General features: G+C 51.9%; 23 protein-coding genes. 8 read left to right on the top strand and 15 right to left on the bottom strand.

The annotated features are described in order from the left end of the window. Nucleotides 1-125 precede the first annotated feature (125 nt). Entirely contained in the window at nt 126-1097 is a 972-nt protein-coding gene (ispB, locus tag K0I31_RS04410) for an octaprenyl diphosphate synthase (RefSeq protein WP_220080039.1), read from the top strand. Nucleotides 1098-1222: 125 nt separating this feature from the next. On the opposite strand, the gene mdh is transcribed toward ispB, so the two are convergent. Next, nucleotides 1223-2158: a malate dehydrogenase gene (gene mdh / locus K0I31_RS04405; protein ID WP_220080038.1), complete on the bottom strand. Its 936-nt coding sequence runs from the start codon at nt 2156-2158 to the stop codon at nt 1223-1225. Between the two features lie 307 nt (nt 2159-2465). Between mdh and argR the strand changes: the two genes are divergently transcribed. Beyond that, nucleotides 2466-2936 (top strand): transcriptional regulator ArgR, encoded by a 471-nt coding sequence (gene argR / locus K0I31_RS04400; protein WP_011864672.1) that lies wholly within the window; start codon nt 2466-2468, stop codon nt 2934-2936. Nucleotides 2937-3130: 194 nt separating this feature from the next. Continuing rightward, the gene (locus tag K0I31_RS04395) at nt 3131-3589 is read left to right on the top strand and encodes a cupin domain-containing protein (RefSeq protein ID WP_144200825.1); all 459 of its coding nucleotides are present in this window, start codon (nt 3131-3133) and stop codon (nt 3587-3589) included. Between the two features lie 157 nt (nt 3590-3746). Here K0I31_RS04395 and K0I31_RS04390 read toward each other — a convergent pair whose 3' ends face one another. The 4 genes from K0I31_RS04390 to K0I31_RS04375 form a co-directional block, all read right to left on the bottom strand. Next, the gene (locus K0I31_RS04390; RefSeq protein ID WP_220080037.1) at nt 3747-4691 is read right to left on the bottom strand and encodes a Dyp-type peroxidase; all 945 of its coding nucleotides are present in this window, start codon (nt 4689-4691) and stop codon (nt 3747-3749) included. A gap of 186 nt (nt 4692-4877) precedes the next feature. Then, nucleotides 4878-5906: an ABC transporter ATP-binding protein gene (locus K0I31_RS04385; RefSeq protein WP_220080036.1), complete on the bottom strand. Its 1029-nt coding sequence runs from the start codon at nt 5904-5906 to the stop codon at nt 4878-4880. Between the two features lies 1 nt (nt 5907). After that, nucleotides 5908-7539, bottom strand: coding sequence for an ABC transporter permease (locus tag K0I31_RS04380; protein ID WP_220080035.1), 1632 nt, complete (start codon nt 7537-7539; stop codon nt 5908-5910). 157 nt (nt 7540-7696) lie between these two features. Next, nucleotides 7697-8704, bottom strand: a complete 1008-nt coding sequence (locus tag K0I31_RS04375) for a Fe(3+) ABC transporter substrate-binding protein (RefSeq protein WP_220080034.1) — start codon at nt 8702-8704, stop codon at nt 7697-7699. Between the two features lie 170 nt (nt 8705-8874). Here K0I31_RS04375 and K0I31_RS04370 point away from each other — a divergent pair, with 170 nt between their 5' ends. Further along, complete coding sequence (locus K0I31_RS04370) at nt 8875-9345, top strand: hypothetical protein (RefSeq protein ID WP_220080033.1); 471 nt, start codon at nt 8875-8877, stop codon at nt 9343-9345. 71 nt (nt 9346-9416) lie between these two features. Here the strand turns inward: K0I31_RS04370 and K0I31_RS04365 are convergent, their stop codons facing one another. The 3 genes from K0I31_RS04365 to K0I31_RS04355 form a co-directional block, all read right to left on the bottom strand. Then, nucleotides 9417-10016: a glutathione S-transferase N-terminal domain-containing protein gene (locus K0I31_RS04365; protein WP_220080032.1), complete on the bottom strand. Its 600-nt coding sequence runs from the start codon at nt 10014-10016 to the stop codon at nt 9417-9419. Nucleotides 10017-10026: 10 nt separating this feature from the next. After that, nucleotides 10027-10767, bottom strand: a complete 741-nt coding sequence (locus tag K0I31_RS04360) for a ferredoxin--NADP reductase (protein ID WP_220080031.1) — start codon at nt 10765-10767, stop codon at nt 10027-10029. A gap of 129 nt (nt 10768-10896) precedes the next feature. Further along, complete coding sequence (locus K0I31_RS04355; RefSeq protein WP_220080030.1) at nt 10897-11478, bottom strand: DUF5610 domain-containing protein; 582 nt, start codon at nt 11476-11478, stop codon at nt 10897-10899. 152 nt (nt 11479-11630) lie between these two features. On the opposite strand from K0I31_RS04355, the gene K0I31_RS04350 reads away from it, so the two are divergent. Both K0I31_RS04350 and K0I31_RS20100 read left to right on the top strand, forming a co-directional pair. Then, complete coding sequence (locus K0I31_RS04350; RefSeq protein ID WP_220080029.1) at nt 11631-12167, top strand: phosphoglycerate mutase family protein; 537 nt, start codon at nt 11631-11633, stop codon at nt 12165-12167. A gap of 113 nt (nt 12168-12280) precedes the next feature. Continuing rightward, nucleotides 12281-12490, top strand: a complete 210-nt coding sequence (locus K0I31_RS20100; protein ID WP_144200808.1) for a hypothetical protein — start codon at nt 12281-12283, stop codon at nt 12488-12490. Between the two features lie 30 nt (nt 12491-12520). Here K0I31_RS20100 and K0I31_RS04345 read toward each other — a convergent pair whose 3' ends face one another. Both K0I31_RS04345 and K0I31_RS04340 read right to left on the bottom strand, forming a co-directional pair. Continuing rightward, nucleotides 12521-12778 (bottom strand): hypothetical protein, encoded by a 258-nt coding sequence (locus K0I31_RS04345; RefSeq protein ID WP_144200806.1) that lies wholly within the window; start codon nt 12776-12778, stop codon nt 12521-12523. A 75-nt stretch (nt 12779-12853) separates the two neighbouring features. Continuing rightward, nucleotides 12854-14629 carry an ABCB family ABC transporter ATP-binding protein/permease gene (locus K0I31_RS04340; protein WP_220080028.1) on the bottom strand — a complete coding sequence of 592 codons (1776 nt, stop codon included), beginning with the start codon at nt 14627-14629 and terminating at the stop codon, nt 12854-12856. 291 nt (nt 14630-14920) lie between these two features. Between K0I31_RS04340 and K0I31_RS04335 the strand changes: the two genes are divergently transcribed. After that, nucleotides 14921-15205, top strand: a complete 285-nt coding sequence (locus K0I31_RS04335; RefSeq protein ID WP_041406420.1) for a hypothetical protein — start codon at nt 14921-14923, stop codon at nt 15203-15205. A gap of 125 nt (nt 15206-15330) precedes the next feature. Here K0I31_RS04335 and aroG read toward each other — a convergent pair whose 3' ends face one another. Then, nucleotides 15331-16383, bottom strand: coding sequence for a 3-deoxy-7-phosphoheptulonate synthase AroG (gene aroG / locus K0I31_RS04330; RefSeq protein ID WP_220080027.1), 1053 nt, complete (start codon nt 16381-16383; stop codon nt 15331-15333). Between the two features lie 377 nt (nt 16384-16760). Here aroG and K0I31_RS04325 point away from each other — a divergent pair, with 377 nt between their 5' ends. Next, complete coding sequence (locus K0I31_RS04325; RefSeq protein WP_258406572.1) at nt 16761-17558, top strand: substrate-binding periplasmic protein; 798 nt, start codon at nt 16761-16763, stop codon at nt 17556-17558. Nucleotides 17559-17726: 168 nt separating this feature from the next. Here K0I31_RS04325 and K0I31_RS04320 read toward each other — a convergent pair whose 3' ends face one another. The 4 genes from K0I31_RS04320 to K0I31_RS04305 form a co-directional block, all read right to left on the bottom strand. After that, nucleotides 17727-18908 (bottom strand): tetratricopeptide repeat protein, encoded by a 1182-nt coding sequence (locus K0I31_RS04320; protein WP_011864655.1) that lies wholly within the window; start codon nt 18906-18908, stop codon nt 17727-17729. A gap of 92 nt (nt 18909-19000) precedes the next feature. Next, entirely contained in the window at nt 19001-19327 is a 327-nt protein-coding gene (locus tag K0I31_RS04315; RefSeq protein ID WP_220073220.1) for a hypothetical protein, read from the bottom strand. Nucleotides 19328-19444: 117 nt separating this feature from the next. After that, complete coding sequence (locus K0I31_RS04310) at nt 19445-20695, bottom strand: ammonium transporter (RefSeq protein WP_011864653.1); 1251 nt, start codon at nt 20693-20695, stop codon at nt 19445-19447. Between the two features lie 12 nt (nt 20696-20707). Beyond that, the gene (locus K0I31_RS04305) at nt 20708-21046 is read right to left on the bottom strand and encodes a P-II family nitrogen regulator (RefSeq protein ID WP_011864652.1); all 339 of its coding nucleotides are present in this window, start codon (nt 21044-21046) and stop codon (nt 20708-20710) included. Between the last annotated feature and the right edge of the window lie 117 nt (nt 21047-21163).

Below are 21163 nucleotides of genomic sequence, written 5' to 3'. Positions count from 1 at the left end.
CTCGCACAATACTCTTCTGCTACTGTCAGGCGAGGCATTTTTAGGTAGAATCTAATAATTATAACATTTTCGCCTTAATTTGGGCTGTCTGAATTACCTCGCAACCCTAAAAGTAGAGCCATTATATGGATTTGAATGCCATTCGTCAGCTGGCAGACGCTGATATGAAAGCCGTCGACCAACTTATCTATAAGCAGTTGGAATCGGATGTCGCCCTTATTAATCAACTCGGATTCTACATCATCAATGGCGGCGGCAAACGCATGCGTCCGTTGCTCTCTATCTTGGCCGCCCGCGCCATCGCCTATGAAGGTGAAGCGCATCTTAAACTGGCGGCAATCGTTGAGTTTATCCATACCGCTTCTCTGCTACACGACGATGTGGTCGACGAGTCTATGCTTCGGCGCGGCCGGGAAACCGCCAATGCCCTGTTCGGTAACAGCGCCAGCGTATTGGTAGGAGACTTCCTCTATACCCGCTCTTTCCAGATGATGACTGAGCTGAAGAGCATGGAGGTACTTGAAGTGCTCGCCGATGCCACCAACGTTTTGGCAGAAGGCGAAGTATTGCAGCTAATGAACTGCAACGACCCAGACACCAGCGAAGAGAGCTACATGCGGGTGATCTACTGCAAGACGGCGAAACTATTTGAAGCTGCCACCCGTCTGGCTGGTGTGCTGGCCGACAGCAGCATAGAAGTGCAGACCGCATTGGCCGACTATGGTAAGTATCTGGGCACCGCTTTCCAGCTCACCGACGACCTGCTGGACTATACGGCCGATACCGAGGCCCTGGGTAAGAACATAGGCGACGACTTAGCCGAGGGTAAGCCTACCCTGCCGCTTATCTACGCCATCGCCAACGGCAACGAGCTGGAGCGTCAATTGATTCGCGATGCGATCGAGAAAGGCGACGGCACTGAGCATATCGATACCATATTAAATGCCCTCCAGCAGTGTGGCGCCCTGGACTACACAGAGAAACGCGCTCAGGAAGAAGCAGAGAAGGCGATACGCGCATTAGATATGCTGCCCGATAGTGACTATAAGCAGGCACTGATATCGCTGGCGAGAATCGCCGTGGCGCGCGATCACTAATTAGCAAACAATTAGCTCCTAATCAGTCTTTCGCCACTCGATATCAAGGTAAAAGTTACCCATAAAAAAATGGAGCCAATTGGCTCCATTTTTTATTAAGGACTAACTAAAGACTTAGCCTAGCCTTATTTTACAAAGTCGACACCCAGTGCGATATCGGCTTTAAGCGTATCTAGCATAGCATCACGTGCGTTGGCTTCGAACTCGCTAACCTCACCATAGGCAAGTACCTGCTCGATACCGTTCTTACCCAGCAGCACAGGTTGCGCGAAGAAGTCAGCATGCTCGCTGCCACCATCGACATAGGCACACTCAACAACGTTAGCATCGCCCTGTAGGCCGCGAACCAGTGACAAACCGAAACGACATGCCGCCTGACCCATAGACAGAGTCGCGCTACCGCCACCCGCCTTAGCTTCAACCACTTCGGTACCCGCGTTCTGGATACGAGTCGTCAGTGCAGCCACTTCTTCATCAGAGAAGCTTACGCCTTCGATTTGAGACAGTAGTGGCAGAATAGTCACGCCGCTGTGTCCACCGATAACATTCACTTTAACGTCGGCAACGTTCAGACCTTTCGCTTCAGCAACGAAAGTTTCAGAGCGGATAACGTCAAGGGTAGTCACACCGAACAGACGGTTCTTGTCGTATACACCGGCAGCTTTCAGTACTTCTGCAGCGATAGCGACAGTGGTGTTAACTGGGTTAGTGATGATACCGATCAGCGCCTTAGGACAAGTTGCGGCACACTTCTCAACCAAGTTTCTCACGATACCCGCGTTGATGTTGAATAGATCTGAACGATCCATGCCTGGCTTACGTGCAACACCGGCAGAGATCAGTACCACGTCGGCACCTTCCAGCGCTGGCGTTGGATCTTCACCCGCAAAACCCTTCACTTCTACAGCAGTCGGGATGTGGCTTAGGTCAACGGCAACACCAGGAGTGACTGGCGCGATATCATAAAGGGATAGTTTTGAACCGGCAGGCAGTTGAGTTTTGAGTAGTAGGGCAAGAGCCTGGCCAATACCACCGGCGGCACCAAGTACAGCAACTTTCATAGTTATCTCCGTTAATTCTTGGATATTATGTGATATAGATCTAGATTTACCGATGGCGCAACATTACTGGAATCACGGTAAAAATTCAATTATCCCTTAGTCGTGTGGCCAGATAATTTCAATTTCGCCCAGCCAACTGCCATTTTCAGCCCATTTAAGATATACTGCCCGGCCTTGCCTGCGACCCCTTAGTGCTCCAACCACCCCGTAAGCCTGAATTTTTATTCACGCAATCCGAATAACGCTTGACTAATGGCGCAAAAATATTCAAAATAAGCCAGTTTTTTGAATATAAGAATAATTCGATATGCAAGCCAATAAAAATCAAGACGAACTTGTAAAGACCTTTAAGGCTATCTTGAAAGAGGAGCGTTTTGGCTCCCAGAGCGAGATAGTCAACGCCCTACAGTCAGAGGGCTTCAACAACATTAACCAATCCAAAGTCTCACGCATGCTGAGCAAGTTTGGCGCCGTGCGCACCCGCAACGCCAAGCAGGAGATGGTCTACTGCCTGCCCGCCGAGCTTGGGGTCCCGACGGCCGGCAGCCCACTGAAAAACTTAGTGCTGGATGTCGACCATAACCAATCTATGATAGTGGTCAGAACCAGCCCAGGTGCGGCCCAGCTGATCGCCAGACTGCTAGACTCCATTGGTAAGCCAGAGGGCATACTGGGCACCATCGCCGGTGACGATACCATCTTCATCTGCCCTTCCAACATTCAGGAAGTGGACAAGACGCTCGAGACGGTCAAGTCGCTGTTTAACTACGCCGATTAGCCCCTTCGCAAGGACGGCCTAAGCCGTCCTCCCAAGAGACACCCTTTAGCCAGTTTGGCAAAGGGTGTTTTTTTATCTAAGTTTTGACTTGGTTTTACCTAGGTTTAATCAAGCTCAAATTGAATACTATATATCTGATAGGATACACTGAGTCCAAACCATCCCCTCTGTCACCCGATGGTTAAGGACCCGAGATGAATAACAATAAAATAATCAATATCGACAACCTTTGCTGGGAATCTTGGCAACACTCAGATCGATACGCCAGTCATCAGAAACATATCGGCGATGCCGCCGGTTGTCAGCAGATCGGTGTCACCATGGAACGACTGGAACCCGGCAAGCTCTCCTCCGTCGCCCACTATCACACCAAGGAAGAGGAACACCTCTACGCGCTGCAAGGCGAAGCCACCCTGTATATCGACGGTGAGCCTCACCCCTTTAAGCAGGGCGACTATATCTGTTTTACCGCCAACTCAGGCATCGCCCATACCCTGAAAAACGAATCCGAAGCCGACTTCCTGTTTCTGGTGCTGGGCAATCGCGATCCCCACGATGTGGTGGTGTACCCGGAGCATAATAAGGTGCAGGTGCGCTCCATCGACGAGATCTATGCCAAGCGCCCCACCAACTACTGGGATCCCGACCGTTAATTCACCGATAATCGGACACAAAAAAACACACCTTAGGGTGTGTTTTTTATTAGGTTAGCGTCTAGCTGCTAGACGCTGGTCACTTTGAGGAGCTCACATCGAGAGACTCATATTAAGCGACTGATTAAGAGAGCCGCTTAGCCTTAATCCTCGAACTCTAATCCTCGAATTCTGCCTCTTGCTCCATGAAATCAAGCGACGGGGCAAAGAATGCCGAGCCGGTCAGTGCCTGGGTAAAGTGCATCAGGTGATCATGGTTCCCCTCGCCGTCGCCATGGACCATACTGCTCAGCATCTTCTCGAAATGCACCGAGTTGCGACAGACGGAGATAAACATCAGCCCCTGCTCCTTCATCGACCCGTAAGGCATACTCTGGCGCAGGATCTCCATCGACTTGCCGTCGGCATCCTTCAGATTGACCCGCTTGATGTGGCTGGTAAGCGGCTTGTCCTCAGAGGCATACTCGATATTGTCTATCTTGGTACGGCCTATGATATCTTCCTGCTTCTTCTGCGGCAGACGGTTCCACTTGCTGAGGTTATGGGCAAACTTCTGCACATGAATATAGCTGCCACCACGGAAATACTTGTCTTCGTCGCCCACCAAGGCCACTTCCTGACGATGACGCCCCTTAGGGTTCTCTGTGCCGTCGACAAATCCGGTTAGATCCCGGGTATCCATAAACTGGAATCCGCGCTCCTCATCCACCAGCTCTACCAAATCTTCAAACATCTGGCACACCTCGTTGGCTACTAGATGCAAGATGTCATAACGATCGCAGCGCAGATGCACGAAGAGATCATATTCATGGGCTGGCGCATCACGATTGTCGGCATGCATGGCCGGAAAAGGCTTGAGCTGTGAAGGACGACGCCCTGGATACAGGCTATCCCAATAGTTGGCACCTATGGCTACGAAACCGTTGAAGGCGCTGTCGGCATACTGGTCGGCCAATTCATAGATATACTGAGCGACATTGGCGACGCAGGGACGCAGCTGAGACTCGACGCCGTCGTTGGCGTTGAACATCAGATACACGCTATGTAAATTTCCTTCGGCACACACACCCAGCTGTTCACGTGGCATAACCAGACTATCCATAAATAAACCTACCTTTCGTCAGTCTCAATTTCGGCGTTATTATCCGAAACTTTAGCGATAATTAGTATTACACAACCCACAAACCGTTAAAGCGAAACGTCATTTACCGGCTAGATTAACTTTTTTTTAAGTTGGCAACCATAGCCAGACGCAAATGCCCTTCACAAAAGTGTTACATAGGCCAGCTTAGAAGAGCACCGCCGGATGAGGCATCACCGACAGGCCAACCTTCTGCCCAGGGCTAAAATGGTGCAGGGGCGAGCGCACCGCCAACATCTCCTCGCCAATCAAGATGCTGTAGTGGCACAGATTACCGAGGAAGCGCCGCGCTATTATAGTGCCCTCACCTTGCTCATCTTCTGTCATCTGCAGCTGCTCCGGGCGCAGCAGGAGCTCGCCGCGATATCCGGCCGCTTTGGCCAAATCACTGCTGCTTTGTACCTCACCCAGCAGGGTCTGTAACCGGGCGCTATCTTTCACCTCACAGCTAAGATAGTTCACCTGACCGAGGAATTCCGCCACATACTTATCCGTTGGCTCAGCGTAGAGGCTCTCAGCACTGCCATATTGGGCTATGCCCCCATCCTTGAAGAGCGCCAGCTTATCGGCAAACACGAAGGCCTCATCCTTGCTGTGGGTCACAAACACGGCACTTACTCCGCGCTGCTTTAAGATCTCGCGGATCTCCACCATCATCTCTCCGCGCACCTTAGCGTCGATATTGGAAAAGGGCTCATCGAGCAGCAGAAGTTCTGGCTCATAAGCAAGCGCCCGGGCAATCGACACCCGCTGCTGCTGACCCCCCGAGAGTTCGTGAGGATAACGGCCCCCTAAGCCCTCTAGCTTCACCAGCGCCAGCATCTCACCCAGCCTCGCCTGTCTGGCGGCCTTATCCAAGCCTTTCACCCCGAACAAGATATTCTCGGCCACTGTCAGGTGAGGAAACAGGGCGTAGTCTTGGAAAATCATCCCGACCTCTCGCCGCTCGCTAGGCACAAACGTCTCGGGTCCAGAGAGCAGTCGGCCATTGATGCTGATACGCCCTTGGGAGATAGGCTGCAGCCCAGCAATCGCCTTGAGGAGCGTGGTCTTGCCACAGCCACTTGGGCCGAGCAGGGCGGCAATTTCTCCCTGATGCAGCACAAGATCTAAGCCGCGCAGAATCGTCTGCCCCTGATAATCGCTGTGAACCTGTTCTATGGTAAGTGTCGACATATTAGTTACCTTGCTCCAAGGAGCGATTGAGATAGATAAGCGGGACTAACCCCACCAAGACGATCACTATGGCCCCCAGGGCGCCCTGCTCGAGCTGTTCGTCTGAGACAAACTGGTAGACATAGGTGGCGAGATTCTCAAACCCCACGGGCCTGAGCAGCAAAGCGGCTGGCAGCTCCTTCATACACTCGATAAAGACCAGCAAGATGGCGGCGAAGATGCCGCTGCGCAGCAGTGGCAGATGGATCCGCGATAGAATGGCACTGGGCCTCATCCCCATGGTGACCGATGCCATATCCAGCGAGGGACTGATCTGTTTATAGCTGTTTTCTATGCTGCCGATGGCGATGGCAGCAAAGCGGATCACAAAGGCAAAAATTAATACAAACAGGGTGCCACTGAAGATGAGTCCTGGCCCACTCTGGTCGAAATACGCATAGAGATCGTTGACCGCGAAATCAAGAAGGCTCAGAGGCACCAAGACGCCTATCGCCAGCACAGTACCCGGCAGGGCATAGCCCGTCGAGGCCAGACGTGACGGCAGGATATCGATTTTTCTTGGGCTGCAGCGCCGGACAAACATCAACAGCAAGGCAAACACCACAGTGACTAGACTAACCACTAGGGCAATGATCAGGCTGTTGAGACTGTATTCCCAGAAGGCCTGATTCCAACTGACATCAAAATAATCCCAGGCATACCCCAGCAAGACCCAAACCGGCAGGCCGAAGGCCAACAGCAGCAGCACGGCGCAATAGCCCGCGGCGAGCCAGGCCTTGAAACCCGAGAGCGCATATCGTTCGTGGGAGGTTATCGGCGTCTGTTTCTGAAACAGCTGCTGTTTACGCCGGGCAAAGCGCTCGGCACCGATCAGGCAGAAGATCACCAGCAGTATGATGGCTGAGAGTTTGGCTGCCGCCGCCAGACTGCCGTATCCCAGCCAGGTATCGTAGACAGCCGTCGTCAAGGTAGGCACGGCAAAGTAGCTGACGGTAGCGAAATCGGCGGCCGTCTCCATCGCCACCAGCGCCGCCCCCACCGCCAAGGCGGGCCGTGCCATAGGCAAATTCAGACGCCAGAAACTGCGCCAGGGCCCTGCCCCCATCACTCTGGAGGCGTGCAGCAGGCTTGGCGACTGCTCCATGAAGGCGGTGCGCGCCAGCAGATAGATATAGGGAAACAGCACCAGTGCCAACATCACAGACGCACCGCCCAGGGTGCGCACATCGGGAAAGTAATAATCCGTGGGCGACAGCCAACCGTTAACTTGCCGCAGCCAAACCTGAACAGGCCCAGCATAATCCAGCAGGTCCGTATAGACATAGGCCACCACATAGGCGGGCATGGCTAGAGGTAGCAGCAGCGCCCACTGAAACCCATTGCGTCCGGGGAAATCACAGCGGGCCACGCACCAGGCCGCAGGCACGGCGATCAGCAAGGCGCCCAGGCTGACAAACAACATTAAGGCCAAGGTGTTGAAAATATAGGTCGGCAGGACGGTTTGCATCAGGTGACCGAATACCGCCTCATCTGGCACCATTGCCTGTATGCAGATGGCCCCCAGGGGCAGGGCGAAGCAGATGGCGGTCAGATAGCTTAGGGTCGACCAGGATTTGGGAAAGCCTAAAATCATAGAAAATCTCAATAAAGCGAGTCAGGCCATTATCTGTGACCAACTTAAATCTAAGCTTAAACGCAAACGATTATTAATTGAATAGTGACCCATGCGGCATAAAAACGAGATAGCCTTCCCGAAGGAAGGCTATCTTTTGAGCAACGACCGCCTATCACTAGAGATCGAACTTGACCTGATCGAGCAACTTCACCGCCGCGCCGTGATACTCGGCCAGCTTGTAAATGGGCAGCTCATCGGCCTTATAGTCACCCCAGGAGGCTACCAGCTTAGACGGCTTCACATCTGCCTTGACTGGATATTCCATGTTAAGTTCGGCGTAGGTCTGCTGCGCCTGTTGACCCGAGAGGTATTCCATCAACTTGATGGCGTTCTCGCGCGCTGGAGCATACTTAGCCAGGGCCATGCCAGAGACGTTGATGTGGGCACCGCGATTTTTCTGATTCGGGAAGTTGATGTTGACCGCCTCGGCCCAAGGTACCTGCTTAGGATCTTGCAACATCTTACCCAGATAGTAGCTGTTACCTATGGCGATATCACACAGCCCCTCTTTAACCGCCTTCACCTGCGCCCTGTCGTTACCCTGTGGCTTGCGCGCCAGGTTTGCCTTAACGCCTTCCAGCCAGGTCTTGGTATCTGCCTCACCATGATGGGCGATCATCGACGCCACCAGAGAGATGTTGTAGGGGTGCTTACCGCTACGGGTACAGATCTTGCCCTTAAATTTAGGATCCGCCAGATCTTCATAATCGATCTCCAAAGGGCCGAGACGCTCCTTAGAAGAGTAGATATTTCTCACGCGCTTAGTCAGGGCAAACCAATCGCCATTGGGCGAGCGAAGATTCGCAGGAATGTTCTGCGCTAAGGTCTCGCTGTCGACCGAGGCCACCAACCCTTTATCCGCCAGCTCCATCAAACGGGAGAAATCTGAGGTAAGCACGAGATCCGCAGGTGACAGACGCCCCTCGCGGGCGATTCGCTCGGCAATGCCCTGTTTGGCAAATACCAGATTGACCTTGATGCCTGTCTCCTTGGTAAAGTCAGCCAAAATGGGATCGATAAGGAAAGCCTGTCGGTAGGAATAAACCGTGATGCTGTCGGCCGCATTGGCCATTGAAGTGACACAAGCAAAACCCAGAACAGCCAAACGTTTCATGAATCTCATGCAGATACTCCGCGATAAAGTTAATGATAATAATTATCAATTGCGACAAGAGTAATCAATCTGGCAGTAAACGGCAAGTGAGATCCGTCAAAATTTGCAAGACCGCTCATTTTGACCAAAAAAGCCTCGCTGACTAGACTCAAAGGACTCGGCCACAAAAAGGATCTCATATGTTTCTGGAAATTCTCGCGCTGATACTCGCCGTCATTCTTATTTTATTCCTGTTTAAACATAGATTTACTCGGGTTAGGGTCAGGCGGGCCCGCAGGGCAGCGGCGCCGCAGACCAACCTGAGTGCCAGGATAATCAGCGAAGAAGTTCCCCATGCGCCGACGCACAGCCTCAATACCAGCCATCCCTATCACTGTGTCGAGATCGTCAACGACGAGGGCCTGTGTGGCAGCGCGAAGAAATTAAAAGGCAAACGATTCCTCTCCATAGACGCACCGACACTACCACTTCCCGGCTGCAGTGAGGACGAATGTAGCTGCCGATATCTGCATCATGAAGACAGGAGAGAACAAACTGACGATAGGCGGGTCGACTTCGGTGTGACCCGTGAACTCTATGGTGTGTTTGGCGAGCCCAACAGACGCAGTCAACCGGCTAAGGGACGGCGCCATACTGATACTCGCCACTAACTGCTAACTGCTAACTGCTAAGCAATAACCCCAAATCCTTGAGTGCAAGCTCTTTAGTGATACAGCCAAGCCTAGGCGTGGGGGCGTGTGGTTAACATGGCCGCGCCCTTGGAGAAGGTCTGTAGCCATCTAGCCGTCGCCGGGGCGACCTTACGCCAATCCAGATCCGGATGACGAAAATCTACATACTCTAACAAACAGGCGAGACAGATCTGCTGCAAGGACACCTTGCTGTGGCCAGAAATGGCCATCAACTCTATCTGCGCCAAGCCCCTGAGTAAGGCCTGTTCAAACCGCGCCGTCCAAAATGGGCTACGCAAACCCTCATCGTCGCGCATCTGCTCCTGCCTTAAGGCCACCGCGCTATCGAGCAAGCCCTTAATCAAGGAATACTGTGTCTCGCCATACCAGGAATCACCGGGCTGTCCAAACAGCTCGCCACCACAATACTCATGATCCAGGTAGCGCAGGATCACCTCGCTGTCATACAGGGCGCCACCATCGTTTAACAGTAGACAAGGGATCTTGGCCAGCGGATTGGCATCCAGTAATAGCTCGGTATTCTCAAGTGGATTAACGGCGATCGGCTCGATCCCTCTGATGGCAAACTGCGCGATAACGACCCGCACGGTTCTGGCGTAGGGTGACGCCGGCGAAAAGAGTAATTGCATATCGCTTCCTCTACCAATATTTCTCGACGGTGATCTGCCCTGGCGCGCGGCGAAGGTTCTTAGCCAGCCCGCGGGACTGCAACAGGGTATTGAGCTCTTTGATCATCTCGGGATGGCCACAGATCATCACCTGTGAATCTTGCGCGCTCAGCTTGAGGCCGACCTGCTGCTCGATCACTCCGCTCTCGACACCTTGGGTGATGCGGCAACTGAGCGCGCCTTCCACCGGCTCCCGGGTCACAGAGGTAACTAAGGTAAACTTTCCGGGGTATTTGGCCTGGAACGCCTTAAGCTCTTCATAATAGGCGAGATCCTCTTGATAGCGCACGCCGTAGACTAAGATCACCCGCTCAAAACGCTGCCAGGGTTCGGTGGTTCTCATCATGGAGATAAAGGGGCCCACCGCGGTTCCCGTAGCAAAAAACCACATATGCTTGCCCTGGGCTGGGATCTCATCCAGCGTCATAAAACCCGCCGCCTTAGTGGAGATATCGATGCTGTCTCCCGGGGCTAAGGCCTGCAACTTTGGCGACAGCAGACCATCGTCGACACTGACCGCCAGCACCTCCAGCAGCGGCGCATCGGGCGCATTGACCAGTGAATAGGCTCTGGCGACACGTTTATCGTCAATATGCAGCGACAACTTAATGAATTGCCCAGCAATGAAATCGCCGATATCGGCCGACAGCTTCAGGGTAAATAACTGATCGCTCCAGTCAATCCGCTCTACAACCTTTGCCTCTCCCCACATATCGCCACCTCTGCTGGCATCAATCAATACTGATACTCCCATGATTCATAGATTTTCTATCCGAGTCAAGACAACAAAAAACCCCTTATCTTAAGGGGTTTATCGAAATCTAATGGGAGTCAGAAGGCCTTATTCTTGCTCTGTCTCTTGATTGAAACTGTCTCTGAATGCCTGCAGCCCTTCCTGTACTAGGCCATAGGTCTTGTCGACCCCAGCCGCAATATCGCCTTCAAGCACCTTGAGTCCGGAGAGGATATCTTTGGCCTCATCGAAACCTTGGTCAATGGCACCACCGATTATGTCCATGAAGGAGCTGAGCTGCTCATCGAAGGACATGCTGCTGTTTTGCTCCTGATGTATGGCAAAAAACTGAGTCGCAAAGCTGACGATGCGCTCGGCCGTCGCCTCGGGTGAGGTATCCACCCCTTGAGCCGCCGCCCTCTCGATGGCGTGCTCACCCATGGTTGGTGCCAGCTCTTCATTAATCGCCTCAATCGCCGCCTTATACAACAGCTGCATGGGCTCATTGCCCGCGCTCAAGTTCACCTCTTGCTGCGCTTCCAAGATCGCCGTATTCATCAGCTGTTTACTGGCCGCCAATGCCGTCTTGTTCTTGGCCACTTCGGAGACTTGTTGACCATGGTTAGTCGTCGAATCTGTCTTGTTGTGCGCCGCCGCAGATACGGCTCCGCCGTGATTTTGAATCTCCATAATCGCCTCGCTCACCAAATTAAATTAGCCCTCAGCTATTATTATCGTCCATTTTGTAAGCAACTTTAGCGCAAATGCCCAATTAATCTGTCATCGGCAATTCACACAAAGTGCGGTATGCTAACCAATTCGTTAATTAAATAAGGGTTCCCATGTTACGACTCATCAGCATTGGACTTTTCGCCCTGGTAGCTTACCTGCCAATGGCGCAGGCCAATCCAGCAATCGCCAGCAAGACGGTAATTCTGGTGCGTCATGCCGAAAAAGCAGACCAGGGACGCGACCCTAGCTTGAATGACGCGGGCAAGTTGCGAGCACAGGCATTGGTTGAAAGCTTGGGCGATACCCCACTCAGCCTGGCCATATCCACACAATTTAAGCGCACCCAGGAAACCTTAACGCCGCTTATTACCGCCAGAGGAATTCCTTTAGTTGTCATCGACGCAGGCAAGGATTTGGACAAACATATTGCGGCCATTGCCGACAAGGTGATGGCGCAGCAGGGCAATGTGATCATCGCCGGCCACTCCAATACTGTGCCACTGATCATCAAGGCACTTCGAGGACCCGAAATACCTCAATTGAGAGAGGATGAATATGACAATTTGTTTATCCTTTCCCTGCCCCAAGATGGCGCAAGTAGCCTGATAAAAACCCAATATGGTGCAACTTCAGGCAATACCCAATAAGGATTAGACATTAGTCTAGATAGCGCTAGCTTTATGATCTAAACTTGATTACATTAGCGATATATGGAATAGCAGCACGCGCTGACGTTAAGCGCAGCCACGGAGAATCACTGGTGAGTAATTCGTTTTTTGGAGCGGGAAATAAAAGTAAACCTTTGTCGGTTAGCTGTCAAAACTGCAACCGATTAACGGTTATTGAAGGCGAGACAATCTGCTTCAAGGGTGGAGAGATCATTAGACTGACCCCCTATGAGCCGCAAAATACCAAGCTCAGCCTCCTCTGTGACGGTTGGAAGCCGATCAACACCTCAAAAACAGCCTAGTCCTTCTGCCAGCCAGTCTGGCGGCAAACCCTACATCATCCCCGCATAGTCATTCGCGTAGTGCTTTACTTCACGCGTAAGCCCTTCGATTACGGTCGAGGGCGGGATCATGGCAAGGGTCAGGCCCCGTGTCGTGACCCTCAGGTAGGAGCTCAGCTGGGCATAGACGACCACCAACTCCTCCTGTCCCAATCCCCGCTCTCTTAAGGTCGCCATGATGGCTAGCCAATCGGTATCTACGATCCGCGCCTGGCCTTCGATACTTGCATGTATAGGGATGTTTTTCATGGGACCGCCTCCGTAGGTTTGTTATTAACAAATATTATGCAAATCAAACCTGAACGAATACTTAATCCCACACAATTAATGCTGATTTTGTACGGTCCACAATTTCTTATACAGGCCATCGGCCGCGAGCAGGCTCTGATGATCGCCACGCTCGACTATCTTGCCCTGACTCAGCACCAAGATCTGGTCGGCATCCACGACCGTCGACAGCCTGTGAGCGATGACCAGACTCGTATGCCCCTTGGCCATCTCCTTGAGCGCATTGAGGATCGCCTGCTCTGAATGGCTATCCAGCGAAGAGGTCGCCTCATCGAACACCAACAGGGGCGAGCCCTTGAGGATCGCCCTGGCGATCGCCACCCTCTGTTTCTCGCCGCCGGAGAGTTTTAACCCGCGCTCACCCACCTTAGTGTGCCAGCCTTCGCTGAGTTGAGAGACGAAATTAGACAGATGCGCCAGCTCTATCGCCGCCTTCACCTGCTCATCGCTCGCCCCCGGCAGACCATAACGAATATTCTCCAGCAGGGAGTCGTTAAACAACACGGTATCTTGGGGCACGATGGCGATGGCGCTACGCAGCGCGTGTTGAGTCAGCGCCTTGGTATCATGGCCATCTATGGTGATAGTCCCCTGCTGCGTCTCATAGAAGCGAAACAGCAGCTTCACTATGGTAGATTTTCCCGCGCCGCTGTCCCCCACTATCGCCACCTTGTGACCAGCAGGGATCTCGAAACTCACATCGGACAAGATAGGCCTGTCACCGTAACGAAAACTCACACCCTCAAATTTAAGGCTCCCTTGGGTGATATGGGGCGATGTCGCATCGGGGGCATCCTCAATCTTAGGCTGCCTGTCTAACAGGCTAAACATGCGCTCTATGTTAGCCAGGGCGCCGCGGATCTCGCGGTAGACGAAGCCTAAAAAATTCAGCGGCATAAACAGCTGCATCATGAAGGCGTTAATCAATACAAAGTCACCTATGGTCATGGCGCCCTGGCTCACCCGAGTCGCCGCCAGCGCCAACATCAGCGTCATCGCCAGCGAGATGATCAGCGCCTGACCGGCATTGAGCGCAAACAACGAGAGTCGATTCTTGCGCTTGGCCACTTCCCAGCGCTCGAGGGCATGATCATATTGATCAGATTCATAGGCCTCGTTGTTAAAGTATTTCACCGTCTCATAGTTAAGCAGGCTATCTATGGCGCGGGTATTGGACTGAGAATCGGCCATCGCTGCCTCCCGCACGAAGCCGGTACGCCATTCGGTGGCGAAGATGGAGAAGAGAATATAGGCAACGACGGCGCTCAGAGTAATTAGCGCAAATGCCCAGCCATAGTTATACAGCAAGATGCCCACCACCAGGGCTATCTCAAGCAGGGTCGGTACTATGTTGAATACCATGAAGCGCATCAAGAAGCTGACCCCACTGGTACCGCGCTCGATATCCCGCGACAGTCCCCCGGTACGCCGCTCAAGATGAAACGCCAGATCCAGCCGGTGCAGATGGTCAAACACAGATAGGCCAAGACGTCTAATCGCCCGCTCGGTGACCCGGCCAAACAGTGTGTCTCTCACCTCTGAGATCACCGTATTGAGCAGGCGCAGGCTGCCGTATGCGAGCACCAGGGCGATGGGCACGGCGATCATCTGCTCGACTGAGGCCTCACTCAGGGTATCCACCAGCTGTTTGAGTACGAATGGCAGGCCAACACTCGCCATTTTGGCCACCACCAGACAAGCAAGCGCCAAGATCACCCGCCCCTTAAACTCCAACAAATAGGGCCAAAGCAATTTCAGGACATGCCAGTTCAGTTTATCGATAGGACCATCAAAATAGAGCGTGGGACGCATGGCAACTCCAGCTAGCATCAAGATAAGGACGATGGCATTTAGGTGAGATTAAGATAAAAGCCATAACATACACCATCTTACCTCAGTAGGCTTACCCGCCACTAGCTCAATTATCCGCCTTTGCCAAGGGGTTAGCATTTTGCCTTAGATAAGGAGGTCAATATCAGACTTTTGGTGCAGTCCCCCGTACAAACAGGTACAACTTTTGACTGATTAAATGATGGCAAAACCAGAAAAAAGCATTATTCTTGAGAGAATAATTATCAGTTTAGTGTTTCAACGGGGTAATTATTGTTATCTCTTGCCGGAGATTTTGATAATCTCAAGATCAGCTTAAGGCAGTTCAAGCTGAGTAAAAAGCAGAGCGGGAATAACCCCAAATTTTTAAAGGAAGCCGATATGCCACAATCATCTGACGTGCAATACCCTCCATTGCCATTGGTACAAACTTGGGTATGGATGATGACAGAATCGAACAGCCCAGAAATCCAACAAAAGGGTCAAAACAATTTAATATCGTCTTTTGGCAGTCTTGCTAAAGCCAACGAATATCTGGTGAAACAACAAGCCAAATAAACAGGCCAGCAGAACGCAAAAAAGGAAGCCAATTGGCTTCCTTTTTCATATTAGGGTCGACATAGCATCAAGCGACTGTAACTAACTCTGCAACCAACAAAACCTTGGGCAAAGCTGGCATAGCATTAGCCGCGGCGCTCGAGCACACACTGATTCAAATTTGCCAGCAAGATTTCGGTATCTTCCCAACCGATACAGGCATCTGTGATGCTCTGGCCGTAACACAACGGCTGCCCTTCGATATAGTCCTGACGTCCCTCAACCAGGTGACTCTCAACCATCACACCGAAAATCGCCCGCTCACCGGCGCTCACCTGGCTGGCCACATCTTCGCCCACCAGCATCTGGCGCTTAAACTGTTTGCTGCTGTTAGCATGGCTAAAATCCACCATGATATTTTGCGGCAGGTTAGCCATAGCCAACTGCTCGCTGATCGCCTGCACATGCTCGGCGCTATAATTAGGCTCCTTGCCGCCACGCAGAATGATGTGACAATCAGGATTGCCCTTGGTGGAGACGATCGCCGAATGGCCATACTTGGTCACCGACAGGAAATGGTGCGGCGCACTGGCGGCGCCTATAGCATCGATAGCCACCTTGATGGTGCCATCGGTACCATTCTTAAAACCGACCGGGCAAGAGAGGCCAGATGCCAGCTCTCTGTGTACCTGTGATTCTGTGGTGCGAGCACCGATAGCGCCCCAACACATGAGATCCGCCACATATTGAGGCGTGATCATATCTAAAAATTCACCCGCGGTCGGCACGCCTAACTCATTGAGATCTAAAAGCAGTTTTCGAGCTGTGCGCAGGCCATCGTTCAGCTTGAAGCTATTGTCCATGTAAGGGTCGTTGATCAGACCCTTCCAGCCCACTGTGGTCCGCGGTTTCTCGAAATAGACGCGCATCACGACCTCGAGTTGATCCTTATATTGCTCGCGCAATTTGGCGAGTCTCTCACCATATTCCAGCGCTGCCTTAGGGTCGTGGATAGAACAAGGCCCGATGATCACCAGCAGACGATCATCTTCTTTTTTCAGGATATTGTGAATATTCTGCCGCGCGTTAAACACTGTTGCCGATGCATTTTCGCTTGCCGGAAATCGCTCGAGAATGGCGACAGGGGGTAACAACTCTTTAATTTTATTAATGCGAACGTCATCAGTTTGATAATACATGATATTTATTTTCCACTCCGGCTCTGGATTAAATAAGGGTCTCTCTATTGCACTACTGATTTCAATTTATCCAGTATCCACCGCTATTGCAACCAAACATTAATAAAATAAAGAAGATAAAAATAACCATCTGTTATATAAGATTAAATTATTATTTTTATTTAAAACTTCCTCAGCTAAGCCTGCGAGAAAAAACAGAAGTAACAAAACAAAGTGTTAACATTTATCTGGAAATCGACCAAAAGCCTATCTATAGTAGATTATTAATGGTCATAAGAGAGTCACATTGAGGCTCTCGAAACAGCGCCGAAGGCGCTACAGCCCCTGTTGAGGTAACCATCCCCCCGATGAGAAGATTGCTGCTGGCATCTGGTTTTATGCTAGTTTCTAACCCACTCCTGGCACAAAATGCTAATACTGAGATCTCCTTTGCGGTCAGCAACACCATACCCCCTTACTTCTTTGCTAACGGTCAAAGCGGAATTCAATATGAGCGTCTCGCCTCCGCGTTAGCCAAGCAGTCCCTATCGATCGGCCATATCTATCTGTCACCCAATAAGAGAGCCTTTCGTCAGGTCGCCAGTGGCAATGTCGACTGCCTCATCAATGCGCCGGAAAACTTGGCGGGTCTCTACTACACCCGCAGCCTAATCAGCTACCAAAACAGCGTGTTTACCCTGGCCAGCAATAAACTGGCCATCGACTCGGTTGCCGATCTGGCCGGGATCTCTGTCATGGGGTTTCAGAACGCGACCCAATACTTAGGTAGAGACTTCTATCAGATGGCGCTCAGTAACCCACAATATGGCGAATCCAATAGTCAGAAGAGTCAGGTGATGATGCTGTTTTCCGGGCGGGTCGATGCCATCATCCTAGAGGGGCGCATCTTCGAACACTACCGTGAGCAGCTGAAGTTTAGAGTCGACACACTGCAGCCAACCTCTCACCACTCACTATTTGCAGCGGCGCCGCGCAAGATAGCCTGCCACAGTCAGTCCATAGCACAAAAGATAGATCTGGGTATTGCGCAATTGGATAGAGAAGAAGCCGAGGAGATGAGGAAAAGCATTCCCTCTGCTCCCGAACTCGAACCAGAGCTAGAGCTAGAGCTAGAGCCAGTGTCTAAGCCTGAGTCGGAACTTGAACCAGAAAAAATGCCTTTAGATCTCAAGTAACCCGCTAGCTATTTATGCGGCTAGCGATTCATTGAGTGAACTAATTATACGGTCATTAAACCAAGGCATACATGCCTGTTTGCCTTGGTTTATAGAAGACTTAATCTATGAATAAACTGGTCTCTGAATAACCTTTTCTTTGAATAACCTTTTCTCTAAATAAACAGGCTAATGAATCCCTTGATGGGACTGCATCGCCTGCAGCTTGGCCTGATAACGTCGCTGATTATATTCATCCACCGACAGCGACAGTGCCTTTTGCATATTCAGCTTAGCCCTGCGCTCATCGCCCGTGGCCCAATAGGCCCTGGAGAGTCCAAAGTAGAACTCATGGCGATAATCGGCCTTCTCTACCGCACGTTTATACCAGGTGAGCGCCGTCTGATATTCATGCTCTGAGTAGGCTTGCTGCGCCATGTCATAGTAGTAATAGGGATTGCGGATCCTAACCAGCTCAAGGGTCTTATGCACCTTGGCCCACTCCTCTAGCCTGTCTTGACTGGCGAGTAACACCCCATAGTTAAACAGGGCATTCATATCCTCACTGTCTCGGGAAAGCGCCAGCTTATAGAGACTTTCCGCCCTATCATCCAACCCCTTGTAGCGATAGAGGATCGCCAGGGTATTCAAGGCAGGAATAAAATCGGCCTTTAACATCAGGCTCTGCTTCAGATAGGCATAGGCCTGGTCGTAACGTCCCTCCACCAGAGACTCTGCCGCGACATTGTTATAGAACATCGCCATGACGGTGGTTCTGTCGATTCGCCGTTTGGCATAGCCACGCATGGTACGCTCGGGCAGAAAATCTATCTGCAACGCATTTTTGTCGGCAAGGAAGGTATCACTCGTCTCTCTTGGAATTAGGCGCAGATTAATGTGACCATTCACCAGATAGAAGTCACCTGCCTTGTCCCACACGGGCGGCACTTCGACCTCTTGAAACTCGACATCGACCCCCAAGGCATCGGCAAGCGAGGCACTGAGTAACACCAACGACAGACAGTTACCGGCGCGCGCATTAAAGGTATCCGCCGGGATCTTTGTTAGATTATCTTGGTATTTGAAACCGCCTTTATCGGCGTTGATGTAGTTGGCTAGCCACAAGTTAGCGGCAATATAGTCTCGCGCCATTCGGCTGCGCTTATAATCTTGCCGCAGATCGATCGTGACCTGAGTCGGCAGCGCAAATAGCTTATCCGGCGTAACCTGAACCGCAACCGCCGCGAATTCATCGTCGGCAAAGTACTGATCGATATTAGCGAGGGTTTCCTTACCCGGGCCGCTGGCACAACCGCTCACTATGAAGAATAACAACAAGATAGCGCGCTTATACTCAATTAGCCTTTTCATATTAAACCTACGCTGATGAGAGCACCGTAAGATCTATCATAAAGTAGGCTTTTTCATTTTGCCCCACGCAAAGCGTTACAAAATATTAACAATCACTGAGATACTGGCGGATCGACCTGAATATAGAGCTGCTGAGGGTCTAGGCCCTCGGTTTGATACAGATAGGGGCGATAAAAACTCGCGCCGCAACGATAGTAGGCATAGGGCGACTTAAACAGCACGCAGCCCAAGGGCAGACTCTGTAATATCTGGATCTGCTGCTGCAAACGCAGGGATTCCCGCCACTCAAAGTCCTGCTGCACCTTGTCGCGCACGGCGAAGGCGTCGAAGGGTTCGCTCGACTTACGCACCACCACCTGTCCCGCCTGCAGCTGAATTGAGACCAGTAACGACAACAACACCCAGAGAGACTGCTTCATGTTAGCGCTCCTCACACCATACTTTTCGATAGCATAATACAAAAGACAGGGTCCGCACCATGAGGTACGGACCCTGTTAATTCTACTATCAGTTTCGGCAATCTGTTTTGACTGCCGTTAACTGGCGCTCTTGAGTGAGACAAACTCTGGGTAGGCATCGATGCCGCAATCCGATGCATCCATACCGTTATACTCTTCCTCTTCGGAGACACGGATCCCCATGGTGATCTTGAGGATATACCAGGCCGCGAAGGAAACCCCGAATACCCAGGCGAAGATGACCGAGGCGCCATATAGCTGACCCAAGACTGTCGCATCGGCATTTGACAGCGGCACCAACATCACACCGAACAGGCCAGCAACACCGTGCACCGAAATCGCCCCGACCGGATCGTCAATCTTGACTCTGTCGAACATCACGATAGAGAAGACCACCAGACCGCCGGCAACCATGCCGATAACCCCGGCCAGAGGCAGTGATGGCGACAAAGGATCTGCGGTGATCGCCACCAGGCCCGCCAAGGCGCCGTTTAAGATCATGGTCAAGTCCGCCTTACCCCATACCATCTTACAGACCACTAGGGCAGAGACGGCGCCGAAGGCGGCTGCAGAGTTAGTGTTAACGAAGATCTTCGCCACCGCCGACGCGTTCTCGGCGTCAGACACCAAAAGCTGAGAGCCGCCGTTAAAGCCGAACCACCCCATCCACAAGATGAACATGCCTAAGGTTGCCATCGGCAGGTTAGAACCAGGGATAGGATTCACCTGACCGTTAGGGCCATACTTGCCCTTACGAGCGCCGAGTAACAAGACACCCGAGATAGCCGCAGCCGCGCCCGCCATGTGTACTATGCCACTACCGGCGAAGTCGACAAATCCAGCCTCAGAGAGGAAACCGCCGCCCCAGGTCCAGTAACCTTCGACAGGATAGATAACCCCAGTCATGACCACAGAGAAGATCAGGAAGGCCCACAGCTTCATACGCTCGGCAACGGCGCCCGAGACGATAGACATAGCGGTCGCCACAAACACCACCTGGAAGAAGAAATCCGATTCCAGCGCGTGGTCGGCGTCACTTGCCTGAGCACCAATGAGGCTGGCGAACGATGGCAACCAGCCCCCCTCGGCATTATCCACATACATGATGTTGTAACCCACCACCAAATACATGATACAGGCGATAGAGTAGAGACAGACGTTCTTGGTTAAGATCTCAGTGGTGTTCTTGGAGCGCACCAGACCCGCTTCCAACATGGCAAACCCGGCTGCCATCCACATCACCAGCGCGCCTGAGATCAAAAAATAAAAGGTGTCGAGAGCAAACTTCAACTCAGATACTGTCGCACCTAGTGTTACTAACTCTTCCATTGGAATTCCCCCTTAAAGTGCTTCGTTATCGAGTTCGCCGGTACGGATACGGATCACCTGATCGAGATCCGTCACGAAAATCTTGCCGTCGCCTATCTTGCCCGTATGCGCCGCCGCGACGATGGACTCGATAAGGTGATCGACGTTTTCAGCCTTAGTGGCGATATCCAGTTTGACCTTAGGCAGAAAATCCACCTGGTATTCGGCGCCACGATAGAGCTCTGTATGGCCTTTCTGACGTCCGAACCCCTTCACCTCGGTCACAGTCATCCCCTCAATCCCCAACCCTGCAATGGCTTCTCGCACATCATCGAGTTTGAATGGCTTGATTATTGCGCTGATTAATTTCATTACCGCCTCCGACTCATCTTAGTATTCTTGCTGATGCCAAAGGCAATTCAATCATCAGGCCAACATTACAAAACCTTAACATTCATAAGCTTAGTAATAGCGACGTCCTTCATGCTG

Source organism: Shewanella spartinae, assembly GCF_019457555.1.
Taxonomy (GTDB): Bacteria; Pseudomonadota; Gammaproteobacteria; order Enterobacterales; family Shewanellaceae; genus Shewanella; species Shewanella loihica.
Note: the sequence above shows the minus strand (reverse complement) of the source record. Positions and strands in the feature narration are given on the sequence as shown.

Bases quoted from the DNA above. Each gene is read 5' to 3' on its own strand.
- K0I31_RS04360 (WP_220080031.1), bottom strand. From the start codon at position 10,767: ATGTGGGGAGAGGCAAAGGTTGTAGAGCGGATTGACTGGAGCGATCAG.
- K0I31_RS04320 (WP_011864655.1), bottom strand. From the start codon at position 18,908: ATGAAAAGGCTAATTGAGTATAAGCGCGCTATCTTGTTGTTATTCTTC.
- K0I31_RS04380 (WP_220080035.1), bottom strand. From the start codon at position 7,539: ATGATTTTAGGCTTTCCCAAATCCTGGTCGACCCTAAGCTATCTGACC.
- mdh (WP_220080038.1), bottom strand. From the start codon at position 2,158: ATGAAAGTTGCTGTACTTGGTGCCGCCGGTGGTATTGGCCAGGCTCTT.
- K0I31_RS04325 (WP_258406572.1), top strand. From the start codon at position 16,761: ATGCTAGTTTCTAACCCACTCCTGGCACAAAATGCTAATACTGAGATC.
- K0I31_RS04340 (WP_220080028.1), bottom strand. From the start codon at position 14,629: ATGCGTCCCACGCTCTATTTTGATGGTCCTATCGATAAACTGAACTGG.
- argR (WP_011864672.1), top strand. From the start codon at position 2,466: ATGCAAGCCAATAAAAATCAAGACGAACTTGTAAAGACCTTTAAGGCT.
- K0I31_RS04355 (WP_220080030.1), bottom strand. From the start codon at position 11,478: ATGGAGATTCAAAATCACGGCGGAGCCGTATCTGCGGCGGCGCACAAC.
- K0I31_RS04315 (WP_220073220.1), bottom strand. From the start codon at position 19,327: ATGAAGCAGTCTCTCTGGGTGTTGTTGTCGTTACTGGTCTCAATTCAG.
- ispB (WP_220080039.1), top strand. From the start codon at position 126: ATGGATTTGAATGCCATTCGTCAGCTGGCAGACGCTGATATGAAAGCC.
- K0I31_RS04370 (WP_220080033.1), top strand. From the start codon at position 8,875: ATGTTTCTGGAAATTCTCGCGCTGATACTCGCCGTCATTCTTATTTTA.
- aroG (WP_220080027.1), bottom strand. From the start codon at position 16,383: ATGTATTATCAAACTGATGACGTTCGCATTAATAAAATTAAAGAGTTG.
- K0I31_RS04305 (WP_011864652.1), bottom strand. From the start codon at position 21,046: ATGAAATTAATCAGCGCAATAATCAAGCCATTCAAACTCGATGATGTG.
- K0I31_RS04375 (WP_220080034.1), bottom strand. From the start codon at position 8,704: ATGAGATTCATGAAACGTTTGGCTGTTCTGGGTTTTGCTTGTGTCACT.
- K0I31_RS04385 (WP_220080036.1), bottom strand. From the start codon at position 5,906: ATGTCGACACTTACCATAGAACAGGTTCACAGCGATTATCAGGGGCAG.
- K0I31_RS04390 (WP_220080037.1), bottom strand. From the start codon at position 4,691: ATGGATAGTCTGGTTATGCCACGTGAACAGCTGGGTGTGTGTGCCGAA.
- K0I31_RS04350 (WP_220080029.1), top strand. From the start codon at position 11,631: ATGTTACGACTCATCAGCATTGGACTTTTCGCCCTGGTAGCTTACCTG.
- K0I31_RS04365 (WP_220080032.1), bottom strand. From the start codon at position 10,016: ATGCAATTACTCTTTTCGCCGGCGTCACCCTACGCCAGAACCGTGCGG.
- K0I31_RS04395 (WP_144200825.1), top strand. From the start codon at position 3,131: ATGAATAACAATAAAATAATCAATATCGACAACCTTTGCTGGGAATCT.
- K0I31_RS04345 (WP_144200806.1), bottom strand. From the start codon at position 12,778: ATGAAAAACATCCCTATACATGCAAGTATCGAAGGCCAGGCGCGGATC.
- K0I31_RS04310 (WP_011864653.1), bottom strand. From the start codon at position 20,695: ATGGAAGAGTTAGTAACACTAGGTGCGACAGTATCTGAGTTGAAGTTT.